At 62.9% G+C, this 23,425-nt stretch carries 15 protein-coding genes and 1 pseudogene; 11 read left to right on the forward strand and 5 right to left on the reverse strand.

Going from position 1 to position 23,425, the window contains the following annotated elements; genetic code table 11:
- Positions 1-22: 22 nt before the first annotated feature.
- Positions 23-403, forward strand: a complete 381-nt coding sequence (locus SPHINGO391_RS09040; RefSeq protein ID WP_152008525.1) for an SUF system Fe-S cluster assembly protein — start codon at positions 23-25, stop codon at positions 401-403.
- A gap of 108 nt (positions 404-511) precedes the next feature.
- On the forward strand, positions 512-901 hold the full coding sequence (gene sufA, locus SPHINGO391_RS09045) for a Fe-S cluster assembly scaffold SufA (RefSeq protein ID WP_152008526.1): 390 nt from the start codon (positions 512-514) through the stop codon (positions 899-901).
- Between the two features lie 117 nt (positions 902-1,018).
- Here sufA and SPHINGO391_RS09050 read toward each other — a convergent pair whose 3' ends face one another.
- Together SPHINGO391_RS09050 and SPHINGO391_RS09055 are read right to left on the reverse strand one after the other, a co-directional pair.
- Positions 1,019-1,735, reverse strand: a complete 717-nt coding sequence (locus SPHINGO391_RS09050; protein ID WP_244615152.1) for a fumarylacetoacetate hydrolase family protein — start codon at positions 1,733-1,735, stop codon at positions 1,019-1,021.
- 100 nt (positions 1,736-1,835) lie between these two features.
- Positions 1,836-4,391, reverse strand: a complete 2,556-nt coding sequence (locus tag SPHINGO391_RS09055) for an FAD-dependent oxidoreductase (RefSeq protein WP_152008528.1) — start codon at positions 4,389-4,391, stop codon at positions 1,836-1,838.
- 332 nt (positions 4,392-4,723) lie between these two features.
- On the opposite strand from SPHINGO391_RS09055, the gene SPHINGO391_RS09060 reads away from it, so the two are divergent.
- From SPHINGO391_RS09060 to SPHINGO391_RS09085, 6 genes are all read left to right on the forward strand, one after another.
- Positions 4,724-6,661: an autotransporter assembly complex family protein gene (locus SPHINGO391_RS09060; protein ID WP_152008529.1), complete on the forward strand. Its 1,938-nt coding sequence runs from the start codon at positions 4,724-4,726 to the stop codon at positions 6,659-6,661.
- 1 nt (position 6,662) lies between these two features.
- Positions 6,663-10,853 (forward strand): translocation/assembly module TamB domain-containing protein, encoded by a 4,191-nt coding sequence (locus tag SPHINGO391_RS09065; RefSeq protein ID WP_152008530.1) that lies wholly within the window; start codon positions 6,663-6,665, stop codon positions 10,851-10,853.
- A 151-nt stretch (positions 10,854-11,004) separates the two neighbouring features.
- The gene (gene msrB / locus SPHINGO391_RS09070; protein ID WP_152008531.1) at positions 11,005-11,454 is read left to right on the forward strand and encodes a peptide-methionine (R)-S-oxide reductase MsrB; all 450 of its coding nucleotides are present in this window, start codon (positions 11,005-11,007) and stop codon (positions 11,452-11,454) included.
- Positions 11,455-11,961 (forward strand): peptide-methionine (S)-S-oxide reductase MsrA, encoded by a 507-nt coding sequence (gene msrA / locus SPHINGO391_RS09075; RefSeq protein ID WP_152008532.1) that lies wholly within the window; start codon positions 11,455-11,457, stop codon positions 11,959-11,961. It abuts the gene before it with no gap.
- An 87-nt stretch (positions 11,962-12,048) separates the two neighbouring features.
- On the forward strand, positions 12,049-13,527 hold the full coding sequence (locus tag SPHINGO391_RS09080) for a YdiU family protein (RefSeq protein ID WP_152008533.1): 1,479 nt from the start codon (positions 12,049-12,051) through the stop codon (positions 13,525-13,527).
- Between the two features lie 85 nt (positions 13,528-13,612).
- Positions 13,613-14,827, forward strand: coding sequence for a cation:proton antiporter (locus tag SPHINGO391_RS09085; RefSeq protein WP_193217241.1), 1,215 nt, complete (start codon positions 13,613-13,615; stop codon positions 14,825-14,827).
- Between the two features lie 35 nt (positions 14,828-14,862).
- Here SPHINGO391_RS09085 and SPHINGO391_RS09090 read toward each other — a convergent pair whose 3' ends face one another.
- Complete coding sequence (locus SPHINGO391_RS09090) at positions 14,863-15,081, reverse strand: alkylphosphonate utilization protein (RefSeq protein WP_152008534.1); 219 nt, start codon at positions 15,079-15,081, stop codon at positions 14,863-14,865.
- Positions 15,082-15,262: 181 nt separating this feature from the next.
- On the opposite strand from SPHINGO391_RS09090, the gene SPHINGO391_RS09095 reads away from it, so the two are divergent.
- The gene (locus SPHINGO391_RS09095) at positions 15,263-16,480 is read left to right on the forward strand and encodes a glycerophosphodiester phosphodiesterase family protein (RefSeq protein ID WP_152008535.1); all 1,218 of its coding nucleotides are present in this window, start codon (positions 15,263-15,265) and stop codon (positions 16,478-16,480) included.
- A 116-nt stretch (positions 16,481-16,596) separates the two neighbouring features.
- Here SPHINGO391_RS09095 and SPHINGO391_RS09100 read toward each other — a convergent pair whose 3' ends face one another.
- Complete coding sequence (locus tag SPHINGO391_RS09100) at positions 16,597-17,340, reverse strand: metallophosphoesterase (protein WP_152008536.1); 744 nt, start codon at positions 17,338-17,340, stop codon at positions 16,597-16,599.
- Positions 17,341-17,733: 393 nt separating this feature from the next.
- Between SPHINGO391_RS09100 and SPHINGO391_RS09105 the strand changes: the two genes are divergently transcribed.
- On the forward strand, positions 17,734-18,063 hold the full coding sequence (locus SPHINGO391_RS09105) for a DUF6481 family protein (RefSeq protein ID WP_152011494.1): 330 nt from the start codon (positions 17,734-17,736) through the stop codon (positions 18,061-18,063).
- A 231-nt stretch (positions 18,064-18,294) separates the two neighbouring features.
- Positions 18,295-18,654 (forward strand): annotated as a pseudogene (locus tag SPHINGO391_RS09110) (DUF559 domain-containing protein).
- A 461-nt stretch (positions 18,655-19,115) separates the two neighbouring features.
- On the opposite strand, the gene SPHINGO391_RS09115 reads toward SPHINGO391_RS09110, so the two are convergent.
- Complete coding sequence (locus tag SPHINGO391_RS09115; protein WP_152008537.1) at positions 19,116-22,931, reverse strand: vitamin B12-dependent ribonucleotide reductase; 3,816 nt, start codon at positions 22,929-22,931, stop codon at positions 19,116-19,118.
- Between the last annotated feature and the right edge of the window lie 494 nt (positions 22,932-23,425).

Genomic DNA, 23,425 nt, shown 5'->3' on the forward strand with positions numbered 1-23,425 from the left:
AACTCTTGAAGGAGCAAAGCCAATGAGCGACGCATCCGAAACGGACACTTCAACCGCCGACCCAAACGTGGCGGACTCGGCGATCCCGCGCGAGGAACTGGCGCGGCTGAGCGACGATATCATCTCGGCACTGAAGACCGTCTACGACCCGGAAATTCCGGCCGACATCTATGAGCTCGGTCTGATCTACAAGATCGACATCGAGGACGACCGGATGGTCAAGATCCAGATGACGCTGACTGCACCTGGCTGTCCGGTGGCCGGCGAAATGCCGGGCTGGGTCGAGAACGCCGTCAACACGGTCGAGGGCATCTCGGGCGTTGACGTGTCGATGACATTTGATCCGCCCTGGACACCGGATCGGATGAGCGAAGAGGCGCAAGTTGCGGTCGGCTGGTACTGAGAGAAAACTCGGACCGCGATCTTGGTCGCTTGTTAAGTTGACTGATCCACACTACATTCATGGAACGAAGCCGCGGGCCTTGAACCCGTGTAGCCGAAGGAGACCGTGATGGGTTTTGCCGTAATGACCTTGACCCCGGCCGCTGCCGAGCGGGTCAAGACGATCGTGAAGACATCCGACAATGCCGCGGGGATTCGCGTGAGCATCAAGAAGGGCGGATGTGCCGGGATGGAATACGCCATCGACATGGCGACGGTAGTGAATGAGAAGGACGACCGTATCGAGCGCGACGGCGCCACCGTGTTCGTGGCGCCCGAAGCGGTGCTCTACCTGCTCGGCACCGAGATGGATTACGAAGTCACCAAGCTGCGCTCGGGCTTCGTGTTCAACAACCCGAACCAGACCTCGGCCTGCGGCTGCGGGGAATCGGTCGAACTCAAGCCCGCCGATCTGGCCAGGCTGGCGGAAGCCGGCAATCCGGTGGTGCGCACCGATTGATTTGAGAGATCGATTCAAGTGCTTTTGACACTGAGTCCTGAAATGCCCGCAAGTCGCTGACTTCGCGGTTTTTTTTGTGTTTGCGTCAAGCGATTTTTCTGTTGCGTGCGTGATGCGCTATGCGAACGTGATACGCAGGCCGTCGAGCGGAAGGCCACTGACCGTTGTTGACCATGTCTGGCCGGGCTTGATCGGAAACGCCCGCGTCACCGTACCGGTGGTGACGATTTCACCGGCGCGGATCGGGTCGGCGTCGGGATCATCTGCAATCACCTCGATGGCATGGCGGAGCGCCGACAACGGGCTGCCAAGAACATTTGAACCGTGGCCGGTGTCGACCGGTTCGCCATCGCGCGCGAGTTCGATCTGAAAGCTTTGCAAAGCCGACCGCAGCAGAGCAGCATCTTCATCCGCCACTTGCCGGCGCGGTCCGCACAGATAGGCACCGTGCAGGCCGAAGGCGGCCACCGTGTCGGCCGCTTCGAATTTCCAGTCCTTGTAGAGCGAATCGACGATCTCAAAGCCGTGCGCGTACCAGGCAATAGCGCTGAGCAGTTCGTCGTCGCTTGCTCCGGCCCGGGGGGCGCGCGTGAACGCGAAGGCGATTTCGGGTTCAATCCGCGGCTCGCAGAAAGGAGCGAGTGAAAACGGGGTCTCCGCCGACGAGACGTCGTGGAAGGTGGTGTCGTACATGTAACCCCAGATGGGGGCGTGGACGTTGTATTCATCCCAGATGGTGCGGTTGGTGAAGCCGAGCTTCCGCCCGAAGACACGCTCCCCATCATCCGTGCGCAGATCCCTGATCCGCCGGCTGATCCGGTAGGCTGCGTCCATCGGGAGTTCTCCCGGCCCGGTACAGGCGATCTGCCGCCTGTCGCGGCGGGCCTTGAGGATGTCCTGCGCCCGATTTTCGTTCTCGAATTGCGTCATCGGTTCAGCTCCGCATTTTCTCGCCCATCGGATCAAACTGCGCTTCGAGCGCGATGCGGGCCGGGCGGCGGATGCCCATGATCTCGATTTCGAACATGCCCGCATCGCCGTTGGTCGCCAACGCCGCCGGGATGTAGCCCTGGGCCATCGAGTTGCCGATGGTGTGGGCATAGCCGCCCGAGGTGATCCAGCCGACGACGCGCCATTGACCATCGCGCAAGGTACCGCCTTCGGGCTTGGCGATTTCGATGCCATCCGCATCAAACCGCGGGGCGCCGTAACCGTGCGGGGCTTCGACGGTGCCGTAGTCGGTGTCGCCGACTTTCGCCCACACCGGCTCGTCGCCCATCACGTCGGCGTCAGCCGCATCAACCAGGAACGAGGTGCGCATCAGCCTTGGGCCGTCCGCATGTTCCTTGGCGGCGGCCTCGCGGCCGATGAAGTCGTTCTTCGAGAGCTTGATGAAGCGCTCCATGCCGGCCTCATAGGGGCCGTAGATCGGTCGCAACTCGCGGAACCAGGTCGGGAAGTTCTTCTCGAGCCGCATCGAGAGCAGCGCGCGCATGCCGAAATCGGCGATGCCGAATTCCGCGCCTGCCGCCTTGATGGCGCGGTAGACCGCCTGCTGGTAGCAGGGCTCCATCCAGATCTCGTAGCCCAGGTCGCCGGTGTAGGTCACGCGGTTGACCATGCAGGGCGCGCCGCCGACGTCCATCTTGCGGAAATCCATAAAGCGGAAGGCGGAGTTGGAGACGTCGTCGTCGGTCAGTTTCTGAAGCACGTCGCGGGCGCGGGGGCCGGCGATCGACAGGCCAACCAGGGTGAGGTCGTAACGGTGGACGCGGATCGAGCCGTCCTTCGGCAGGTGCTTTTCGAACCAGCGCATGTGGTAGCGCTGCGCCGCCGACGATCCCCAGATCATGAAGTCCTCGTCGCCCGCCTTGGCGATGGTGAAATCGCCGATCAGCTTGCCGAACTCGTTGAGCATCGGGGTCAGCACGATCCGGCCCTGCTTGGGCATGGTGTTGGTCATCAGCTGCGACAGCCAGGCCTCGGCGCCCTTGCCGGAGACACGGTACTTGGCGAAGTTGGCAATCTCGGTGACGCCGACGCGCTCGCGCACCGCGCGGACTTCATTGCCAATGTGCTTGAAATCATTCGAGCGGTGGAAGGAGAGTACGTCGTGTGCCTCCTCTGCGCTCGGGGCGAACCAGAGAGGTGTTTCCAGCCCCCAGCTGTCGCCCATCACCGCGTGATTGTCGCGCACCATGACGTCGTAAAGGGCCGTGGTCTGCTGCGGCCGGGCGGCGGGCAGTTCCTCGTTGGGGAAGCGGATCGAGAAGCGGCGCGAATAGTTTTCGCGCACCTTGGCGTTGGTGTAGCGCAGTGTCGACCATTCGCCGAAGCGGGCGACATCCATGCCCCAGATGTCGGCGCCGGGATCGCCATGCACCATCCAGTTCGACAGCGCCAGACCAACGCCGCCGCCCTGGGAGAACCCGGCCATGACGGCGCAGGCGGTCCAATAGTTGGTAAGTCCCGGCACCGGGCCCACCAGCGGATTGCCGTCCGGCGCGAAGGTGAAGGGGCCGTTGATCACCTGCTTGATGCCGGCGTTTTCCATCGCCGGGAAATGGCGGAAGCCCACTTCCAGTGAGGGCGCGATGCGGTCGAGATCGGGCGCCAGCAGCTCATGGCCGAAATCCCACGGCGTGTTGACCGGCGACCAGGGCTTGCAGGCCTTCTCGTAGGTGCCGAGCAGGATCCCCGTGCGCTCCTGGCGGGTGTAGATCTCGCCCTTGAAATCAATGACGCCGACCAGTTCGCGGCCGGTCCTGGCGTTGAATTCGAGAACCTCGGGCATTTCCTCGGTGAGCAGATACATGTGCTCCATGGCGAGAAGCGGCAGTTCGAGGCCGACCATGCGGCCGACTTCACGCGCCCAGAGACCCCCGGCATTGACCACGTGGTCTGCCTTGACGGTGCCCTGTTCGGTGACGACGTTCCAGGTGCCGTCGGTCTCCTGGGTGAGCTCGATGACACGATTGCGGAGAACGATCTCGGCGCCAAGCTTCTTGGCCGCCTTGGCGTAGGCGTGGGTGGTGCCGGACGGATCGAGATGGCCCTCGACCGGATCCCAGAGCGCGCCGACGAAATTGCTTTCGTCCATCAACGGGAACATTGCCTTGGCTTCGGACGGGGTGATCAGTTCGGTCTCCATGCCGAGATAGCGACCCTTGGCATGCACCAGGCGAAGGAAATCCATGCGCTCGGGGGTGTCGGCCATCATCACGCCGCCGGTCAGGTGCAGGCCGCAGGACTGGCCGGAGAGCTTTTCCAGTTCGTCGTAGAGGCTAACCGTGTAGGCCTGCAGCTTGGCGACGTTGGGGTCGCCATTCAAAGTGTGGAAGCCACCGGCGGCATGCCATGACGATCCCGAGGTCAGTTCCGATCGCTCGATCAGCATCACGTCGGTCCATCCGGCCTTTGCCAGGTGATAGAGCACGGAGCATCCGACGACGCCGCCACCGATTACAACTGCCCTGACATGCGATTTCATCGGTTTCTCCCGGCTCGATCCGGCGGCAGATTGCGAAATAGGTCCGGTGCGCACAAGAGGGAAAAGCGACATGAGGCAACAAAGACGTCTACGGTCCGGCGGCCAGCCCGGTTGCATTGAATGACAGGGCGTTTCACAGCACCGCGCCCTGCGCGATCCCGCGTCAATGGCGTGTCGCTTGGCAGAGGCGAAATCTTTGGGCGTGGCTTAACCTGAGAGGGCGACAAACCGGTCGTATGTTCTATATAAGGATCCCATGTGGTTAGCTAAGACTTCGACTTCGGGCCATAATGTTCAGCAACCGTTCATTGTGGACTGCTAGATTGGTGATGATGACAAACGTGCAGGACATCAGATCCCGGGCGCGCGGCTTCTCGTGGCTGCGAACCCTTTCGGCTGTCTTGCTCATGTCGAGCGCTGTCAGTCTGGCCGCCGAGCGGGCCGAGGCGTTCGAGTTGTTCGGTTTCAAGTTGTTTGAAAACGACACCGCCGAAGCGGTGGAAGTGGTTGATCCGCTTTCCTATTCGGTAACACTTGAAGTAACCGGTAATGATCCTGACGGGGACCTGCGCAGCGAGCTGGAAGCAGCATCGCAGCTCGTACAGGGAGCCGATCGGCCGGTCTCGGGATCGATCGGACTGATCCAGCGTGCCAATGGTGACTTCGAGCAGCTGATCGCCGCGCTTTATGAAAACGCCCGATATGCCGGTGAAGTCCGCATCCTGCTTGACGGAAGGCGGCTTGCCGACCTTCCGCCCGACGCAAGCCTGGGGGGCAGTGGACCCGTTCCGGTTCGTATTCTCGTCGATCCCGGCAAGCAGTTCCGATTCGGCGATGTCTCGGTGCGTGACGCCGACGGACGTGCCTATTCCGCCGGCGAACAGGGGCTGGCGCCCGGTCAGCTTGCCAAGTCCACCGTCATCCTCGACGCCGAACAGGCGCTCGTGCTGGAACTGGAGAGGGACGGGCATCCGTTCGCAAAGGTTTCCGGCCGCGATGTCGTCGCCGATCACGCCCGGGGTCTGCTCGACGTCTCGCTCGAACTCGAAGCGGGTCCGGTCGCTCCGTTCGGGCAGACCGCTGTGGATGGGGCGGAAAGTGTCGATTCCCAATTCATCGCCCGTATGGCAGGCATCCGCCAGGGTGAGCAGTATGATCCCGAAGAGCTTGCAGCCGCCGAAAAAAGGTTGCGGGCGCTCGAGGTGTTCTCGAGTGTGACCGTGCGCGGCAGTGAAAGCCTTTCGGGCGACGGCTCGGTGCCGGTCGAGGTGACGGTTGCCGAGCGCAAGCATCGCTATCTCGGGGTTGGCGCCACATACTCGTCCACAGATGGTGGCGGGCTGGAAGCCTATTGGGGCCACCGGAACCTTTTCGGACGCGCCGAGAAACTGAGGATTGAGGGATCCGTCAGCAGCCTGGGCACAACCGGACAGGCGAAGGACATGACATGGCGGGGTGCCGCGTTGTTCGAGAAGCCTGGCGTGCTCGGTCCCGCCTCGAAGTTCGTCTCCCGCCTGGAAGTCGAGCAGGAAAATCCCGACGCCTACCGGCGCTTCTCCGTCGAGGCAGCGGCAGGCATCACTTACGAATTGACGCCGCAGCAGACTGTCTCGGCCGGCGTCAATGTCGAGTATGCCAGGTTGACTGACAGCTTCAATGTCGACCTCGAAACCATCACAGTGGCGCTGCCGCTCGAATATGTGCGCGATACCCGCGACAGCAAGCTCAACCCGACGTCCGGCACAAGGCTGTCGCTGCTGGTCGAGCCGACTTACGAGATCAATGGCGGCGCAACTTTCGTCAAACTGCGGGCCGAAGCCTCGGCTTATCGGGCGCTTGATGCCGACAAGCGATTCGTGCTGGCCGGGCGCGTCGCCGCGGGCACCATTTACGGCGCGAGCCTCGCCTCGGTTCCGGCCAACCGCCGGTTCTATGCGGGCGGCGGAGGCTCTGTGCGCGGCTACGGCTATCAGGACATCGGTCCGGTCAACGCTGCGGGGCAGCCCACGGGCGGCCGTTCCCTGATAGAGACATCGGCCGAAGTGCGCATCGGTGTGACCGACACGATCGGGCTGGTGCCGTTCGTGGATGCGGGGCTGGTCAGCGCCAGCGAGACATTCTCCGGTGCGAAATTCAAGGCGGGAGCGGGGATCGGCGTGCGCTATTCGACACCGTTCGGCCCGCTGCGGGTCGACGTCGCAGTTCCCTTGAACAAGGATGCGACGGATCCCGATTACGGGATTTATGCCGGGATCGGGCAGGCATTCTGACATGACGGTTGACGAACGCAAAAGCTCCCGGCCGGGTCTGATCCGGCGCGCGGCGCGATGGCTTGCCATTGTCATCCTGATCCTTCTGGCCGGGTTGATATTCATCTTCGCCACGAGCCCGGGGGGGCGGTTGATCGCGCTGACCTTGAACCGTCTCGGTTCCGGTCCCGGCCAGAGCGTCGAGATCGACAGGATCGAGGGACTGTTGTCCGGATCGACCCGGATCGGTCATGTCATGCTCAGCGACGCGGAAGGCGAGCCCTGGCTGCTGCTCAAGGGTATCCGGATCGATTGGTCGCCGCTGGCATTGTTGAATGCCGGCCTGGCGGTGGATGACCTGACCATCGAGGCGGTCGAGCTGGCGCAGCTGCCCGAGAGCGGCGAGAGTCAGTCGGAAGGCGGAGCCTTGCAACTGCCGCTGGCGTTCGACATCAAGCGGTTTACCGCGCCGGATATCCTGGTCGGTGAACCGGTTGCCGGTCGCGTGGCCCGGTTCGAAGCCCGCGGCAGTGCCCGCGTGGACGCGTCGCTGTCGTCCGCGCTTGCCGATCTTGTGGTCAAGCGCATCGACGGGGTCGGCGGCGAGCTGACGGTGGATGCCGACTACCTTGAGGCGGAAGACCGTTTCAACGTGTCTGCGAAGCTGTCCGAGCCAGCCGGCGGGGTGATGGCGCATCTGCTCAATCTTGCGCCCGACGACGCCATCAGCCTCTCCGCAACCTCGCAAGGCTCGCTTGCGGACTGGCGGCTCAACGCTTCAGGCACCGTCAACGACGAAATCGTTGCCGAAGCCAATCTGCAGATGGTCTCCGGCGAAGCCGGTGATGCGGTATCGCTTGAGGCCATCGGTACATTTGACCGTTTCCTGCCGCCGTCTGTTGGTCAATTGCTCTCAGGTCAGAGCGAGCTTGTGCTTGAGGGCCTGCTTGAGCCGGACCGCAACGGCGCTGTGATCGACATCTTTACATTCTCGTCATCGCAACTGACCGCCCAAGGGCGCGGCCGAGTGGCGCGGGAGGGCGAAGTCGACCTCTCGGCCTCGGTGGTATCGCGACCCGGCGCCGCACCGCTTGTGTTCGGCGAAGAGGCCGCCCGGATCAGTCTGACCGAGCCGGAGGCAACGATCCAGGTGAACGGCAATGCGGACGAAGCCGCAGTGCGTCTTGAAATCACCGCGGGCGAGGTCGCCGGAGCCGATTTCGATATCAGCGGCATCTCCGCGGTTGCGGATTTCGACCGGTTTTCAATGGACAGCCGCAGCGGTACGGGTTCGATCAAGCTGGCCATCGATGCGATCGGATCGAGCAACGACATTGCGGCGCGAGCCGTGGCAGGTGGTCTCACACTCTCCGGCCCCTTGGTGCTTGAGGAAGGCGGAGCGATCTCCAGCGATGCGATCGAGGTGCGCACGGGCGTGGCGGCGCTGACGATTGAGGATCTTGCCTTCGACGGCGCAGGCGCGCTGGCGGCGCGGCTTTCGGGCACGATGAGGAACGCCGTATTGTCCGAGCAGGCGCCGGGATTTCTGGGGCCGGACACCGGTTTTTCCGCGAACCTCGCACTGGAGGAGGGCGGTGACCTCTTCGTGGAGGAGTTCGAGGCGTCGTCGGAGTTTGTCGCACTCTCTGGCTCGGTTGCGCTTTCCTCCGAGGGGGAAATAGCCGGCGACATCAACGCAAGTCTGTCGAAACTCGCGGGCGCCGATGCGGCGATATCCGGCGGACTGGAACTGACGGCCAGTCTTTCCGGTCCTTCCTCCGCACCGGCATTCGAACTGAGCCTGACCGGCAAGCAGTTGAAAGTTCAGAGCCGCGATCTTTCCGAACTGGTGCTCACGGCCAAAGGAGTGGCCGACCCCGTATCGCCGCAAGCCGATGTCGAACTGACCGGTGCGCTGGAAGGCCGGCCGGTCAACGGCAGCCTGGTGATCGGGCAATCGGACGGCGTGGTGCGGGTCAGTCCGTTGCGATTGCAGGTCGCCGACAATCTGATTTCCGGATCGCTGGTGCTGGATGAGGCCTATCGCCCGGAAGGCGTTATCGATCTCGATTTGAAAGATATCGGATCGCTCTCGGCGCTGGCGCTGCAGGCGATCAAGGGAAACGGCGGCGGGTCGATCAGATTTGAGGTTCGCGACGAACAGTCGTTTGCCGAAATCGGTCTGGGCTTTCCGGAGCTGTCGGGTGAAGCGTTCCTGCTGCGCGATGCGCGGCTCAATCTCACCGTCGCCGACCTGTTGGGCGCTCCCAAGCCCGAGGGAACGCTGGATGTGGCCAGACTGAGTGCCGGCGGGACCGACGTGTCAAACCTCACGGCCTCGTTCACCCAGGCTCAATCCTGGACCGTCATCGAAGGCAAGGCGCAGGCCGCCGGGCTTCCGGTGTCGGTCAATGCGCGGGTACGGCAGAGCGAAGCAGGAACGGAACTCGAAGTCGAAACCGCGCGGACCGCGTGGCAAGGCCTGGCGATCAATCTGCTCGAGCCTGCGCGGGTCGTGGTGCGCGACGGGGTGGCCGAGATCGAACGGCTGGTGGTTTCGCCCGGCGGCGGCCGGGTTTCGGTGACCGGCTCGGCTGGCGAAACCCTGGCGATCGACGTGGCGCTCGCCGGTCTGCCGCTGACCTCGGTTAATGCGGTTGCGCCGGGAGCGGGGCTCTCAGGCGCGCTCTCCGGCGATGTCCGCATTCGCGGCGCGGCCTCCGCGCCGGTGGTGCAGTACGATCTCAACGCTGGCGAGGTGCGGGCCGCTGCCGCCTCGTCGGTTTCGGATGTGCCCTTGTCGATCAGTGCCACGGGGGGCTTTGAGGCCGACCGGCTTCGGTTTGAGGCGCGGGCAAGCGGCGGCGGTCTGGCCTTCACAGCCACCGGCGGGCTGTCGACCTCGGGCGCGCGGGCGATCTCGGCGCAGATAAATGGCAGCGTTCCATTCTCGCTGCTCTCGGGCGCGATCGCCAAGCAGGGACTGGCGCTAACGGGGACGGCCCAGGCAAACATTTCCGTCAGCGGCTCTGTCGGCGCGCCGGAGATTTCCGGTGCTATCACAACGTCGGGCGGTCGTCTGGTCGATGGCCGGTCCGGGATCGCCATCGACAACCTGGCCGCAGACATTGCTCTTACTCCCAGCCAGGCTTCGATTCGATCGCTGTCCGGGGAATTGTCTTCGGGCGGGCGGATCAGCGGATCCGGGACCGTTGCGATCGATCCGGCAGGCAATTTTCCCGCCGATCTCAACCTGAAAGTCGAGCGTGGGCGCTATGCCGATGGCCAGATGGTGGCCACTCGTTTCGATGCCAATCTCACTCTGTCGGGTCCCTTGACCGCACTGCCCCAACTTGGCGGAACAGTGCTGCTGGACGAAACCACGATCACGGTGCCCGACACGCTGCCGAGTTCGATCGCAAGCCTTGACGTGACCCACAAGAATGCTTCGGCCGACATTCAATCCCAGGCCGAGCGCCTCTCCGGCGACAGCCAAGGCAGCTCATCGGGCGGGCTGGGACTTGATCTCAGGGTGCAGGCCAGCCGCATTTTCATCCGCGGCAGGGGCATGGATGTCGAACTGGGAGGATCGCTGCGCCTGACTGGAACCACCGGCTCACCCATCGCCGCAGGCGGCTTCGATCTGGTGCGTGGCCGGCTGAGCGTTCTGGGCAAACGGCTCGAGTTCACCCGCGGCTCGCTGGGGTTTGCCGGCTCCGTTGTTCCCATTCTCGATCTTGCGGCCTCGAGCCAGGCGGGCAGCACCACGGTCACCGTGCTTGTCACCGGGCCTGCGGATGCTCCGAGATTCACTTTCAGCTCGAGCCCGGAGCTGCCTGAGGACGAGGTGCTCGCACAGCTGATCTTCGGCCGCTCGATCAGCAGCCTGTCGCCGCTGCAGATCGCCCAGCTTGCCGAAGCGGCCGCGCAGTTGACCGGTGCGGTGCAAGGCGGTGGTGTGCTTGAAAGACTGCGCAGGGCAACCGGTGTCGACGATATCGATGTGCGCACCGATGAGGAAACCGGCGACACGTCGCTCGGGGTCGGCAAGTATCTCAACGACCGCACCTACCTCGGAATCGAGAGTGGATCGTCTGCTGGATCGGGCAAGGCCCGTATCGACCTCGACATCGGCCGCGGGATCAAATTGCGCGGCGAGGCCAGTTCGGGCGGTGAAACCAAGGGCGGCATCTTCTACGAGCGCGAATACTAGACGGGATAGGGCCGGATTGGCCCTGCCTCACCACAAGTTGACTCCCAGTGAGAGAAAAGCCATCGGCGGATCCACATGGGCCGATTGAAAACCGGACCGGTGTGGCCCATCTCTCTTTCTGACACCATGCGCCTTGAAGGAGGAAACCGGCATGACCAAAGCTTTTGCCAAGACCGATGAAGCCATTGCCCGACTGACACCCGAGCAGTTCCGGGTGACGCAGCAGAACGGAACCGAGCGGCCCTTTACCGGCGAATACAATGACAACAAGGCGGTCGGCATCTATGTCGACATCGTCTCCGGAGAGCCGCTCTTTGCATCCTCTGACAAGTTCGAGAGCGGCTGCGGCTGGCCGAGCTTCACCAAACCGATCGAACCTGCTCACGTGACGGAATTGCGCGATTCCACCCACGGCATGATCCGAACGGAGGTGCGCTCCAAGCATGGAGACAGCCATCTCGGGCACGTGTTCCCAGACGGCCCCAGGGACCGGGGCGGGTTGCGCTACTGCATCAATTCCGCATCCTTGCGGTTCGTGCCCAAAGCCGACATGGTGGCTGAAGGATATGGCGACTATCTCGACCAGGTGGAGGATATCTAGATGAGCGAACGTGCAGTACTTGCCGGCGGATGTTTCTGGGGCATGCAGGATCTGATCCGCAAGATGCCAGGCGTCGAGAAGACCCGGGTCGGCTATACCGGTGGTGATGTGAAGAACGCCACCTACCGAAACCACGGCACCCATGCCGAGGGTATCGAGATCATCTATGATCCAAACCGGATCAGCTACAGGCAGCTTCTGGAGTTCTTCTTCCAGATCCATGATCCGACCACACCCAACCGGCAGGGCAATGACCGTGGCATGTCCTACCGCTCTGCGATCTACTACACCGACGATCAGCAGCGCCAGACCGCGCTCGAGACCATCGCCGACGTGAATGCCTCGGGGCTCTGGCCGGGCAGGGTAGTCACGGAAGTCGAGCCTGTCGGTGACTTCTGGGAAGCCGAGCCCGAGCATCAGGATTACCTCGAGCGGATTCCGCACGGATACACCTGCCATTTCGTGCGGCCCGACTGGGTGCTGCCGAAGCGGGATGCGGCTGAATAGCGGCAGCCGGATCTCCATGGAAAGAGCAGCGACCGGCATCAGCCGGTCGCTTGCGTTTTCGGAACCAGCAAACAAAGGGACTTCACCATGAGCATCGCCGGCTTCCAGTTCGACAACACCTACGCGCGCGAGCTCGAGGGGTTCTACGTGCCCTGGAAAGGCGCCGAGGTGCCCGCGCCGCGGATGATCCACTTCAACCGGGCGCTTGCCGGGGAACTGGGCCTTGATGCGGAAGTACTCGAGAGCGACGCCGGCGCCGCGATCTTCGCCGGTCATGAAGCCCCCGAGGGCGCCGAGCCGCTGGCCATGGCTTATGCCGGGCACCAGTTCGGCGGATTTTCACCGCAGCTGGGCGATGGACGGGCGCTGCTTCTGGGCGAGGTGATCGACAGGCAGGGCCGGCGGCGCGACATCCATCTCAAGGGATCGGGGCGGACGCCTTTTTCGCGCGGCGGTGATGGCAAGGCGGTGCTTGGACCTGTGCTGCGCGAATACATCATCGGCGAGGCGATGCATGCGCTCGGGGTTCCAACGACGCGGGCGCTGGCGGCGGTTGCCACCGGCGAGGAGATCATGCGGCAGGACGGACCCGCGCCGGGTGCCGTGCTGGCGCGGGTGGCGTCGAGCCATCTGCGGGTCGGCACGTTCCAGTTCTTTGCGGCGCGCGGCGAAACCGAGCGGTTGAGGCAACTGGCGGACTATGCCATCGCCCGGCACTATCCCGAGCTTGCGGGACAGCCTGAGCGTTATCTCGGCCTGCTTGAAGCGGTGCGCGACCGCCAGGCTTCGCTGATCGCCCAGTGGATGAACCTCGGTTTCGTGCACGGGGTGATGAACACCGACAACATGACGATATCCGGCGAGACCATTGATTATGGTCCGTGCGCCTTCATCGACGGCTACGATCCGGCGATGGTGTTCAGCTCGATCGACAGCCATGGCCGCTATGCCTATGGCAACCAGCCGAAGATCGCGCAGTGGAACCTGGCGCGGCTGGCGGAAACCCTGCTCGACCTGATCAATCCCGAGGACAGCGACGACGCGGTCAAGCGCGCCAGCGATGTGGTCAACGGTTTTCCGCTTGCCTATGAGCGCGCCTGGCTTTCCGGCATGCGGGCGAAGCTCGGGCTCGCGCGCGAGGAGCCGGACGACATGGATCTTGCCGTCGGGCTGCTTGCGGTTCTGGAAACCCAGGGCGCAGATTTCACCCGCATCTTCCGCAGCCTCGGACACGCCGCAGCCGGGGATGTGGCGCCGGTCCGCGCGCTGCTTGCTAATCCTGCCGGCTTCGATGTCTGGCTGCCGCTCTGGCAAGCGCGGCTGAAGCGCGAAGAGATGCCGCAGGAAGAGCGGATCGGGGCCATGAACCGGGTCAACCCGGTCTATATTCCGCGCAACCACATGGTCGAGGCGGCGCTCGATTCTGCGACAAAGGGCGACCTGGCGCCATTCGAGCGGCTGGTCGAGGTGCTTGCCGACCCGTTCACGGAGCGCAAGGGGCTGGAGGTCTTCGCGCTGGGGGCGCCCTCGGACTTCGGACCCTACACAACCTTTTGCGGCACCTGATCCGGGCCGAGGGGCCTGGGTGGTGGATAATCATCCCGCGCCGGGCCATAGTCGGGCCTAAGAAGGGTGGCTTGAGGCGGGTTGAATGAACCAGAACATGCAATTCGATCTGGTGGTGCTTGGCATCCTGTGTGCCTTCATGGCCTATTCGCTGGTGACACGCGCCGTTGACCGCTCGCTGCTGACGCTGCCGATCATCTTCATGTGTCTGGGCTTCGCGCTGTCGGAACCGTTGCGCATGGCCGCGCCGCCGGAAGTCCTCGACGAGGGCAAGCGGCTGCTCGCCGAAGTCACCTTGGTGCTGGTGCTGTTTTCCGACGCATCGCATGTGCAGTTCTCGCAACTCAGGCAAAGCTGGCGATTGCCTGCCCGGATGCTGCTGATCGGCCTGCCGCTCTCGATCGGACTTGGCACGCTGGTCACCTTCCTGGTCAGCCCGGAGGGCGGGGTCGCGATGGCGCTGCTGACCGCCGCGGTGTTGACGCCGACCGACGCCGCTCTGGGCCAGAGCGTTGTCACCAGCGCCAATGTCCCTGAAAAGCTAAGCGAAACCATCAATGTGGAAAGCGGACTGAATGATGGGCTGGTGCTGCCCTTCGTGCTGCTGGGCGCGATCCTCGCCTCCGCCGGCATGGCGAATGCTGCGACCGACGGGCTGGCGCTCAAGGCGGTGCTGCAGATCGTGCTTGGCCCGCTGGCCGGGATTTTCACGGGATGGGTGGTGGCGCGGCTGATGGATGTGGCTCAGGCGCGCCGGCTGATTGCCGCATCGGCGGAAGGGGTGGTGTTCCTGGCCGCTGCCTTTGCGGCCTATGTGCAGGCCACGGTCATCGGCGGCAACGGGTTTATCGCGGCGTTCGTCGCCGGCATGATCTTCGGCAACACCTACAGGCACAATATCCGCTTCGTGCGCGAATTCATGGAAGGGGCGGGACTGCTTCTGACCATGTCCGCCTTCCTGGTGTTCGGTGCGCTTCTCCTGCCCGATGGACTGGCGCATGCGTCGATGAAGACCGTGCTGATAGCGGTGCTGTTCCTCACCGTCGTGCGGGTGGGCGCAATCTGGCTGTCGCTTCTGGGCTCGGGGCTGAAGACGCGCGAAAAGCTGTTTCTCGGCTGGTTCGGGCCGCGCGGGCTGGCCTCGATCCTGTTCACGTTGGTGATCATCGACGAGTTCGAGTTTGCCAACGAGGCCGAACTGCTTGCCTGCGTATCGATGACGGTGGCGCTGTCGATCATCGTTCACGGGCTGAGTTCGACGCCGCTGGCCCGGTGGATCGGCAGAGTCTCGGGACGTTGAGTTCCGGCCGGGCTGCGAGGGAGTGTTTGCGAGGCTCAGGCCTTTTTCAGAAACTCGGTGCGGAGCACCAGACCCTTGATCTTTTCGACCCGGCACTCGACCTCGTCGGGATTGCCGGTGAGCCTGATGCCCTTGACCAGCGTGCCGCGCTTGATGGTCGAGGAGGTGCCCTTGACCTTGAGATCCTTGATCACGGTGACATTGTCTCCGTCGGCCAGCACCGCGCCATTGGAATCCCGGGTTTCGTCGCTCATCATATTTGCCTTTCGCAGGGGTTGGCGGCCGGTGTAGCGTTTCGATGCGCCCAGGGGAAGGGCCGGCAGGCGGGTTGGCGCCCGGGTGCGCTTTCGCACTACGAACCAGACCGTTGTCCGGCTGACACGTGGCTGTCGCAATGACGGTTTAAGGGGGCGTCATTGCACATGGAGATTGATCATGACGATGTTGTACAGGCTTGTTGCCGGCGCCATTCTTGTCTCGGCCACACTGGCCGGTGCCGCGCCGGCGGCGGATATCGAACTGGGACCGCGTCCCGCCTTCCTGATAGACAAGATGGCCGAAGGGGCGCTCAAGGACGAGCTGCTCGCCTGTGACGGCAAGCCGGTGTCGACAACGCTGTTCTCGATCGGCCATCGCGGCGCGCCGCTGCAGTTCCCCGAGCACACACGGGAATCCTACATGGCAGCCGCGAAGATGGGCGCGGGCATCATCGAGTGCGACGTGACGTTCACGAAGAACAAGGAACTGGTCTGCCGCCACGCTCAGAACGATCTGCACACCACGACCAATATTCTGGCGACCGATCTGGCCCAAAAATGCACGAAGGGGTTCACTCCGGCTGCTGGCGGCAAGGCTTCTGCCGAGTGCCGCGCCTCCGACATCACCCTCTCGGAGTTCAAGACGCTCAATGGCAAGATGGACGCAGCCAACAGCCAGGCCGAAACCGTCGAGGACTACATTAACGGTACCGCGGAGTGGCGGACCGACCTTTATGCGGCGGCCGGCGGCACGGTGTTGACCCACCGCGAATCAATCGCGCTGATCGCCTCGCTCGGCGGCAAGTTCACGCCGGAGCTGAAATCTCCCTCGGTGGAGATGCCCTATGACGGCTTCAGCCAGGCTGACTATGCGCAGAAGATGATCGACGAGTACAAGGATGCCGGCATCCCCGCATCCGATGTCTGGCCGCAATCGTTCAATCTCGATGATGTGCTCTACTGGATCGAGAACGAGCCGGAATTCGGCGCCCAGGCGGTCTATCTCGATGGCCGCTACAGCGAAGACGGGTTTGATTTCCGCAAGCCGGAAACGTTCAAGCCCTCCATGCAGCAGCTTGCCGACCAGGGAGTCAACTACATCGCGCCGCCGATCTGGATGCTGCTGACGCTGGCGGATGGCAAAGTGGTGCCGTCAGCCTATGCGCTGGAGGCGAAGAAGGCCGGGCTGAACATCATCGCCTGGTCGTTCGAAAGGTCGGGCCCGCTCAACAGCGGCGGCGGCTGGTACTATCAGTCGGTGGGCGACGTGATCAACAATGACGGGCAGATGTACGAGGTGCTCGACGTGCTGGCGCGCCAGGTCGGCATTGTCGGCATGTTCTCCGACTGGCCGGCGACGGTGAGCTATTACGCGAGCTGCACGGGTTTGAAGTAGGTCTTCTCTTCATCGCTCAACAACCGGGGACACCGCCCGACCGGAAACTGGCCATGCCGAATGAGGCGTGGCCTTTTTCGCCTGATGTCGCATCCGCGCCGGCGAGGAATTTGCTCTCAGCGGCAGTCGAGCGGTCGGACCTCGCCGACTTCGATGTTTCGGCCATGATCGTCGGTGGCGAGAAACCGTGGCGGCGCATCCGCGTCGAACGCGGCACAGGTGAGATGGCCGGTGTTGACCGCGCCGGTGTCGATGGCGATGCGGTTGGCGTGGAGTTCGGGAAGCGCGGAGGCGGTGACGGTGTGGCCGTGGACAACGGTCTTGGGGAGCGGCCCGGTGAAACCAAGGAATTTCTCGCGGATCCAGCGGGTGGTCACCGGATCCTGATCGGCAAGGGCAAGATTGGGGTCTATGCCGCCGTGGACGAAGACGTGGCAGTCGGTTTCCACCATCCAGTCCGCCGCACGCAGGGCTGCGACATGGCCGGGATGAGCGATGGCCAGTTGTCGGACGGCGCCGTCCACGTCGTCGATGTTCTCAAACCCGTAGGAGCGCAGGGTCTCGTCGCCCCCATTCATCAGCCAGCGGTGCATTATCGTTTCTCGGTCGTGGGCGGCATTGAGGAAGCTGAGCAGAAATTCCTCGTGATTGCCGAGGATCAGCCGCGAACCGGGATGCGCCTCGAGCGTGGCAATTGCCAGATCGAGGCATTGCCGGCTTTCCGGGCCGCGATCGATGAGGTCGCCCAGGAAGATGATGCGAAACTGGCGATCGCCCGCATCCGTGCGGATGGCTTCGAGCAGGGCCTGCAGCAGGTCGCGCCGGCCGTGGACATCGCCAATGGCGTAGGTGAGCGACATTCGGGGATCCTTGCTGTTGTCTGTGGCACTGATGCCGGCCAGGGTCTGGTCGCAGCCTCGGTGCCAATTGTCTGACCCGCCGGGTGTTGCTCGTCAAGACCGACTGCCCGCAAGACCAGCCACCTGCAATCCAATGGGTCCGGCGCTGCTGTGGCTTGTCTATTGGTGAAAACCGGGCAATCGGGTGAGGTTTGTCCGCCGAAGGGCTCTGTTGTGTCAAAAAGTCCGGGCCAATCGGGGCAGATGGGGTTGTGCAAAGCCTCGGCAGCGTTCAAACACGGGGCTGATCGCCGCATCCGGCGGCTTGCCTACCCGGCATTGATCTCAACCCAGGATGAATTTCGTTTGAAAAACTCACTACGCACTGCCTTCACCGACCGCCGTCAGGATGCCATGGAAGCCAAGAAGAAGCTTCTGGAGAAAATGAAGGCGGCGCCAAAGGCGGATGATCCCGAAGTCATTGCCAAGCGCGCCGAACGCGCCGCGGTGGCCAAGGCGCGCGAAGAGCGCCAGGCCGAACGCGCGCGGGCAAAGCTTGAAGAGCAGGAGCGCAAGGCCGCGCAGGATGCTGCCGACGCCGCTGCCGCCTATGAAGCCGAACATGCCGAAGCCATTGCCCGCGAGGCGGAAGAGGCCGCCCGCGCCGAACGCGCCGTCGCCGACATGGCGGCGATGAAGGAAAAGCGCGACCAGCGCTACGCCGCCCGCAAGGCGCGTCGCTGAGGTTAGCCGAGAGACTTTACCCCCTCACCAACAAAATCTGCGACTTGGCTCACGTTAAGACCGCGATTTTTTATCCTCTCCCACCAAGGGAGAGGTGGGGTGCCGCGCATTCCGTCTTCCTCCTCGCCCCTTGTGAGAGAGGAAGGAAAATCACGGCCTTGGCTTCAGCCAAGTCGTAGATTTTCCAGGTGAGGGGATCAGTGCTATTCTCGCATGGGTAGAAGAAAACCCATGCGCCACCCGCCGCCAGTTCTACATCGCCAGCGTGCCAAGCGGATGCGTTTTGACCCGACGCGTCCGGAGGCGAAGCTTTGGGATGCCTTGCGCGGACGCCAGCTCGAAGGCTTCAAGTTCCGCCGGCAGGCGCCGCTCAAGGGCTACATCCTCGATTTCGTCTGTTTCGATGCGAAGCTGATCGTCGAGGTTGACGGATGGCAACATGCGGACAGCACGCATGATCGCCGCCGTGACGCCGCCTTTTAAGCGGACGGCTTTCGCATTCTGCGTTTCTGGAATGAGGAGGTGCTGACAAACATCGATGGCGTCTGCCTGATGATCCTTGCGGAGTTGAGGAATGCCGGAGAGGGATGATGGATCCCGCCTCTCCCCTTGTGGGAGAGGAAGCAATTTCAGCGTCTTGGCGCAGCCAAGTGCTAGAAATTGCAGGTGAGGGGAATTTTGCGGTGTCCGCCGTACCCCATCACCAACAAAATCTGCGACTTAGCTGCGCTAAGACCGCGATTTTGTGTCCTCTCCCACCAAGGGAGAGGCAGGGTGCCGCGCTTTCCGCCTTCATCCTCGCCCCTTGTGGTAGAGGAAGCAATTTCAGCGTCTTAGCCGAAGGCTAAGCGCTAGAAATTGCAGGTGAGGGGATTGTGCTGCTGCCCTGCACATCTCTCCGTCGTCATCCTTGCCTCCGAGCTGAGGATCCAATGCGTGATGTTGAGGGGCGGATTGGAGGCAATGATAGGGCCGAGGCGGTGCTGTTCCGCGCCTCAAACAAAAAGCCCGGAGCTTTCGCCCCGGGCTGATCTCTTCAATTCAATCCGATCTTACGAACAACCACTCGTGCTTCCACACGTATCGCACTTCTCGCAGGTGCCGTTCCTCACCATGGTGAAGTTCTGGCACTCGGCGCACATGTTGCCGGTGTAGCCCTGCGCGATCGAGCGCAGGCGGCGGTCGGCTTCGAGCTTCTTGGCCTCGGTCGCTGCATCGGCCTTGGCGTGTGCCGCGTCCTGGGCTGCGTCGTCGGAGAACATTTCGTCCATCTCGATCTCGACGGCCAGTTCCTCGGCGCGTTCCTCGTACTCGCGCTTGAAGGCGAGGGCGCCGTCGGAGGCGATGGCTTCCGGTTCGGCGCGGACGGCCAGGTTGCCCGAGGCCTTGGTCGAGGTGGTCTTCGACGAGAACGAGGCGGTGATCACCGAAGCGCCGGAGGAGGGCGAAGGTGCGGCCTGGCCCTTGGGTTCGGCGTTGGCCGCCGTGCCGGCACCGGTGACGACCTTGAGCGAGGCGCCGCGGGTCAGGCCCTTGGAGAAGGGCTGTGCCTTGCCTTCCGAGATCCCCTTGCCGAGCGCAGTGTTGGTGAAATCGGACGTGTCGACATGGGCAAGGTCGTGGCGCGACAGGTAGGAGACGGCCAGCTCGCGGAAGATGTAATCCAGGATCGAGGTGGCGTTCTTGATGGCGTCGTTGCCCTGCACCATGCCGGCCGGCTCGAACTTGGTGAAGGTGAAGGCCTCGACATATTCCTCGAGCGGCACGCCGTATTGCAGGCCGAGCGAGATGGCAATGGCGAAGTTGTTCATCATCGCGCGGAAGGCAGCGCCTTCCTTGTGCATGTCGATGAAGATCTCGCCGAGGCGGCCGTCATCGAATTCGCCGGTGCGCAGATAGACCTTGTGGCCGCCGATGACGGCTTTCTGGGTGTAGCCCTTGCGGCGGTTCGGCAGCTTCTCGCGGTCGCGGTAGAGCCGCTCGACCACCCGCTCGACGATCTTCTCGGTGACGGTGACGGCCTGGGCGGCGGCGGGCTGGGCCACCAGCGCCTCGATGGCGTCATCCTCGTCCTCGTCATCCTCGATCAGCGAGGAATTGAGCGGCTGCGAGAGCTTGGAGCCATCGCGATAGAGCGCGTTGGCCTTCAGCGCCAGCTTCCACGAGAGCATGTAGGCGCTCTTGCAGTCATCGACGGTGGCGTCGTTGGGCATGTTGATGGTCTTCGAGATCGCGCCCGAGATGAACGGCTGGGCCGCCGCCATCATGCGGATGTGGCTTTCCACCGAGAGGTAGCGCTTGCCGACCTTGCCGCAGGGATTGGCGCAGTCGAACACCGGATAGTGCTCGACCTTGAGGTGCGGCGCGCTTTCCAGCGTCATCGCCCCGCAGACATGGATGTTGGCGGCCTCGATGTCCTTCTTCGAAAAGCCCATGGCAGAGAGCATGTCGAAGGAGAAATCGTTCATCTGATCGTCGGTGAAGCCGAGCACGTCCTTGCAGAAGTCCTCGCCCAGCGTCCACTTGTTGAAGACGAACTTGATGTCGAAGGCGGCCTTGGTGGCGCCGTTGATGGCCTCGATCTGGGTGTCGGTGAAGCCCTTGGCCTTGAGCGAGCCGGGGTTGATGCCGGGCGCCTGGTTGATGTTGCCGTGACCGACGGCGTAGGCCTCGATCTCGGCCAGCTGGGCTTCGGAGTAGCCGAGCGTGCGGAGCGCCTCGGGGACCGCGTTGTTGATGATCTTGAAGTAGCCGCCGCCGGCGAGCTTCTTGAACTTGACCAGCGCGAAATCGGGCTCGATGCCGGTGGTGTCGCAATCCATCACCAGGCCGATGGTGCCGGTGGGCGCAATCACGGTGGCCTGGGCGTTGCGGTAGCCGTGCTTCTCGCCGAGCTTGAGCGCCTTGTCCCAGGCAGCGGTTGCGTGGGCGATCAGGTCCGGGTCGGGGCAATCCTCATGGATAAGGGCGACCGGGTTGACCGACAGGTCCTCGTAGCCGGTGACCTCGCCGTGGGCAGCGCGGCGGTGGTTGCGGATGACCCGCAGCATGTTCTTCTTGTTTTCCTTGTAACCGGCAAAGGGGCCGATCTCGCCGGCCATCTCGGCCGAGGTGGCGTAGGCAACACCGGTCATGATCGCGGTCAGCGCACCGCAGATTGCGCGGCCTTCCTTGGAGTCATAGGGAATGCCGGTGGTCATCAACAGGCCGCCGATATTGGCGAAGCCGAGGCCCAGGGTGCGGTACTTGTAGCTCAGTTCCGCGATCTGGTGGGAGGGGAACTGCGCCATCATCACCGAAACTTCAAGCACGATGGTCCAGAGCCGGACGGCATGCTCGTAATCGGCGATGTTGATGCGCTTGGTGTCCTTGTCCTTGAAGCGCAGCAGATTGAGCGAGGCAAGGTTGCAGGCCGTGTCGTCGAGGAACATGTATTCCGAGCACGGGTTGGAAGCGCGGATCGGGCCGGCCGCCGGGCAGGTGTGCCAGTCGTTCATGGTGGTGTTGTAGTGCAGGCCCGGATCGGCCGAGGCCCAGGCGGCATGGCCGATCGATTCCCACAGGTCACGGGCCTTGAGCGTCTTCATCACCTTGCCGTCCTTGCGGGCGGTCAGGTTCCAGTCGCCGTCGGCTTCGACCGCCTGCAGGAAGTCGTCCTTGATCGAGACGGAGTTGTTGGAATTCTGGCCCGAAACCGTCAGGTAGGCCTCCGAATCCCAGTCGGTGTCGTAGGTCTTGAACTCGATGTCGGTGTAGCCCTGGCGCGCAAACTGGATAACGCGCTTGACGTAGTTTTCCGGCACCTGGTCCTTCTTGGCAGCCTTGATCTCGCGCTTGAGCGCGGGGTTCTGCTTGGGATCGAAGCAGGCGTCGTTGTCGGCCTCGCAGTTCATGCAGGCCTTCATGATGGCTTTCAGGTGACCGGCGACGATCTTCGAGCCGGTGACAAGGGCCGCGACCTTCTGCTCTTCCTTGACCTTCCAGTTGATGTAGTCCTCGATATCGGGGTGATCGATGTCGACCACGACCATCTTGGCCGCACGGCGGGTGGTGCCGCCCGACTTGATGGCGCCGGCGGCGCGGTCGCCGATCTTGAGGAAGCTCATCAGGCCCGACGACTTGCCGCCGCCCGACAGCTTCTCGCCTTCGCCCCTGAGATGCGAGAAGTTGGAGCCGGTGCCGGAGCCGTATTTGAACAGGCGGGCTTCACGCACCCACAGGTCCATGATGCCGTTCTCGTTGACGAGATCGTCCTCGACCGACTGGATGAAGCAGGCATGCGGCTGCGGGTGCTCGTAGGAGGATTTCGACTTGGTCAGCTTGCCGGTGAAGGGGTCGACATAGAAGTGGCCCTGGCCGGGACCGTCGATGCCGTAGGCCCAGTGCAGGCCGGTGTTGAACCATTGCGGGGAGTTCGGTGCGACGCGCTGGGTGGCCAGCATGTAGGCCTGCTCGTCCATGAAGGCGCGAGCGTCTTCTTCAGAGGTGAAGTAGCCGCCCTTCCACCCCCAGTAGGTCCAGGTGCCGGCGAGCCGGTCGAAGACCTGGCGGGCATCGGTTTCCGAGCCGTAGCGTTCGTCCTCGGGAAGCTCCGCGAGAGCCTCTTCATCGGCGACCGAGCGCCACAGCCATGACGGCACCGAGTTTTCCTCGACCTTCTTCAGGCGCGCAGGCACACCTGCCTTGCGGAAATATTTCTGCGCCAGGATGTCGGCTGCGACCTGGCTGAACTGTACCGGGACATCAATGTCGGCGAGGCGGAAGACGATCGAGCCGTCCGGGTTCCTGATCTCGCTTGTCGCCTTGCGGAATTCGATGTCCGCGTAGGCAGATTGGCCCTCTTTGGTGAACCGGCGTTCAATGCGCATTGTCGTCCTCTTTTTTAAATTCGTAGCCGAACGCATTCTTGCGTCGCGACAATATCTTCCCCGCAGGCCGCACAGTCATTGTACAGCCAGTTGCTCAACTCGGTCACTCAATGTGTTCCCGCTCAGGGGAACGCTCTATCTTGTGGGTAGGTTGGCTGTAAACACTAAATATAGTGTTAACAACTCATTTATGCCAGTCCCCATCATGGCAGATCGCCGTCAATTCCGCACATCAAAGCGTGCCCCTCAAACCACCGCAAAACTCACGGGGAAAGATGCTCTGAACCGAAAATGTCGGGATTTGACTGGGCTCTAAACATTCCAGCCGCGCCGCCGCCGCAACGTGTTTCCTATAAGCAGCGACTCGTATGAATGCGTCAAGGGGTTGTCTGTGCCAGATTCTTGCACACCATATCTAGTGGACTGCGATTGTGGAAAACGAGGACAGGGCCGCAAATGCGCCTGTCGCCCATTGCTCCAAGAAAGATGATGGA

The sequence above is a fragment of the Hoeflea sp. EC-HK425 genome (genome assembly GCF_902498795.1).
GTDB lineage: Bacteria > Pseudomonadota > Alphaproteobacteria > Rhizobiales > Rhizobiaceae > Hoeflea > Hoeflea alexandrii.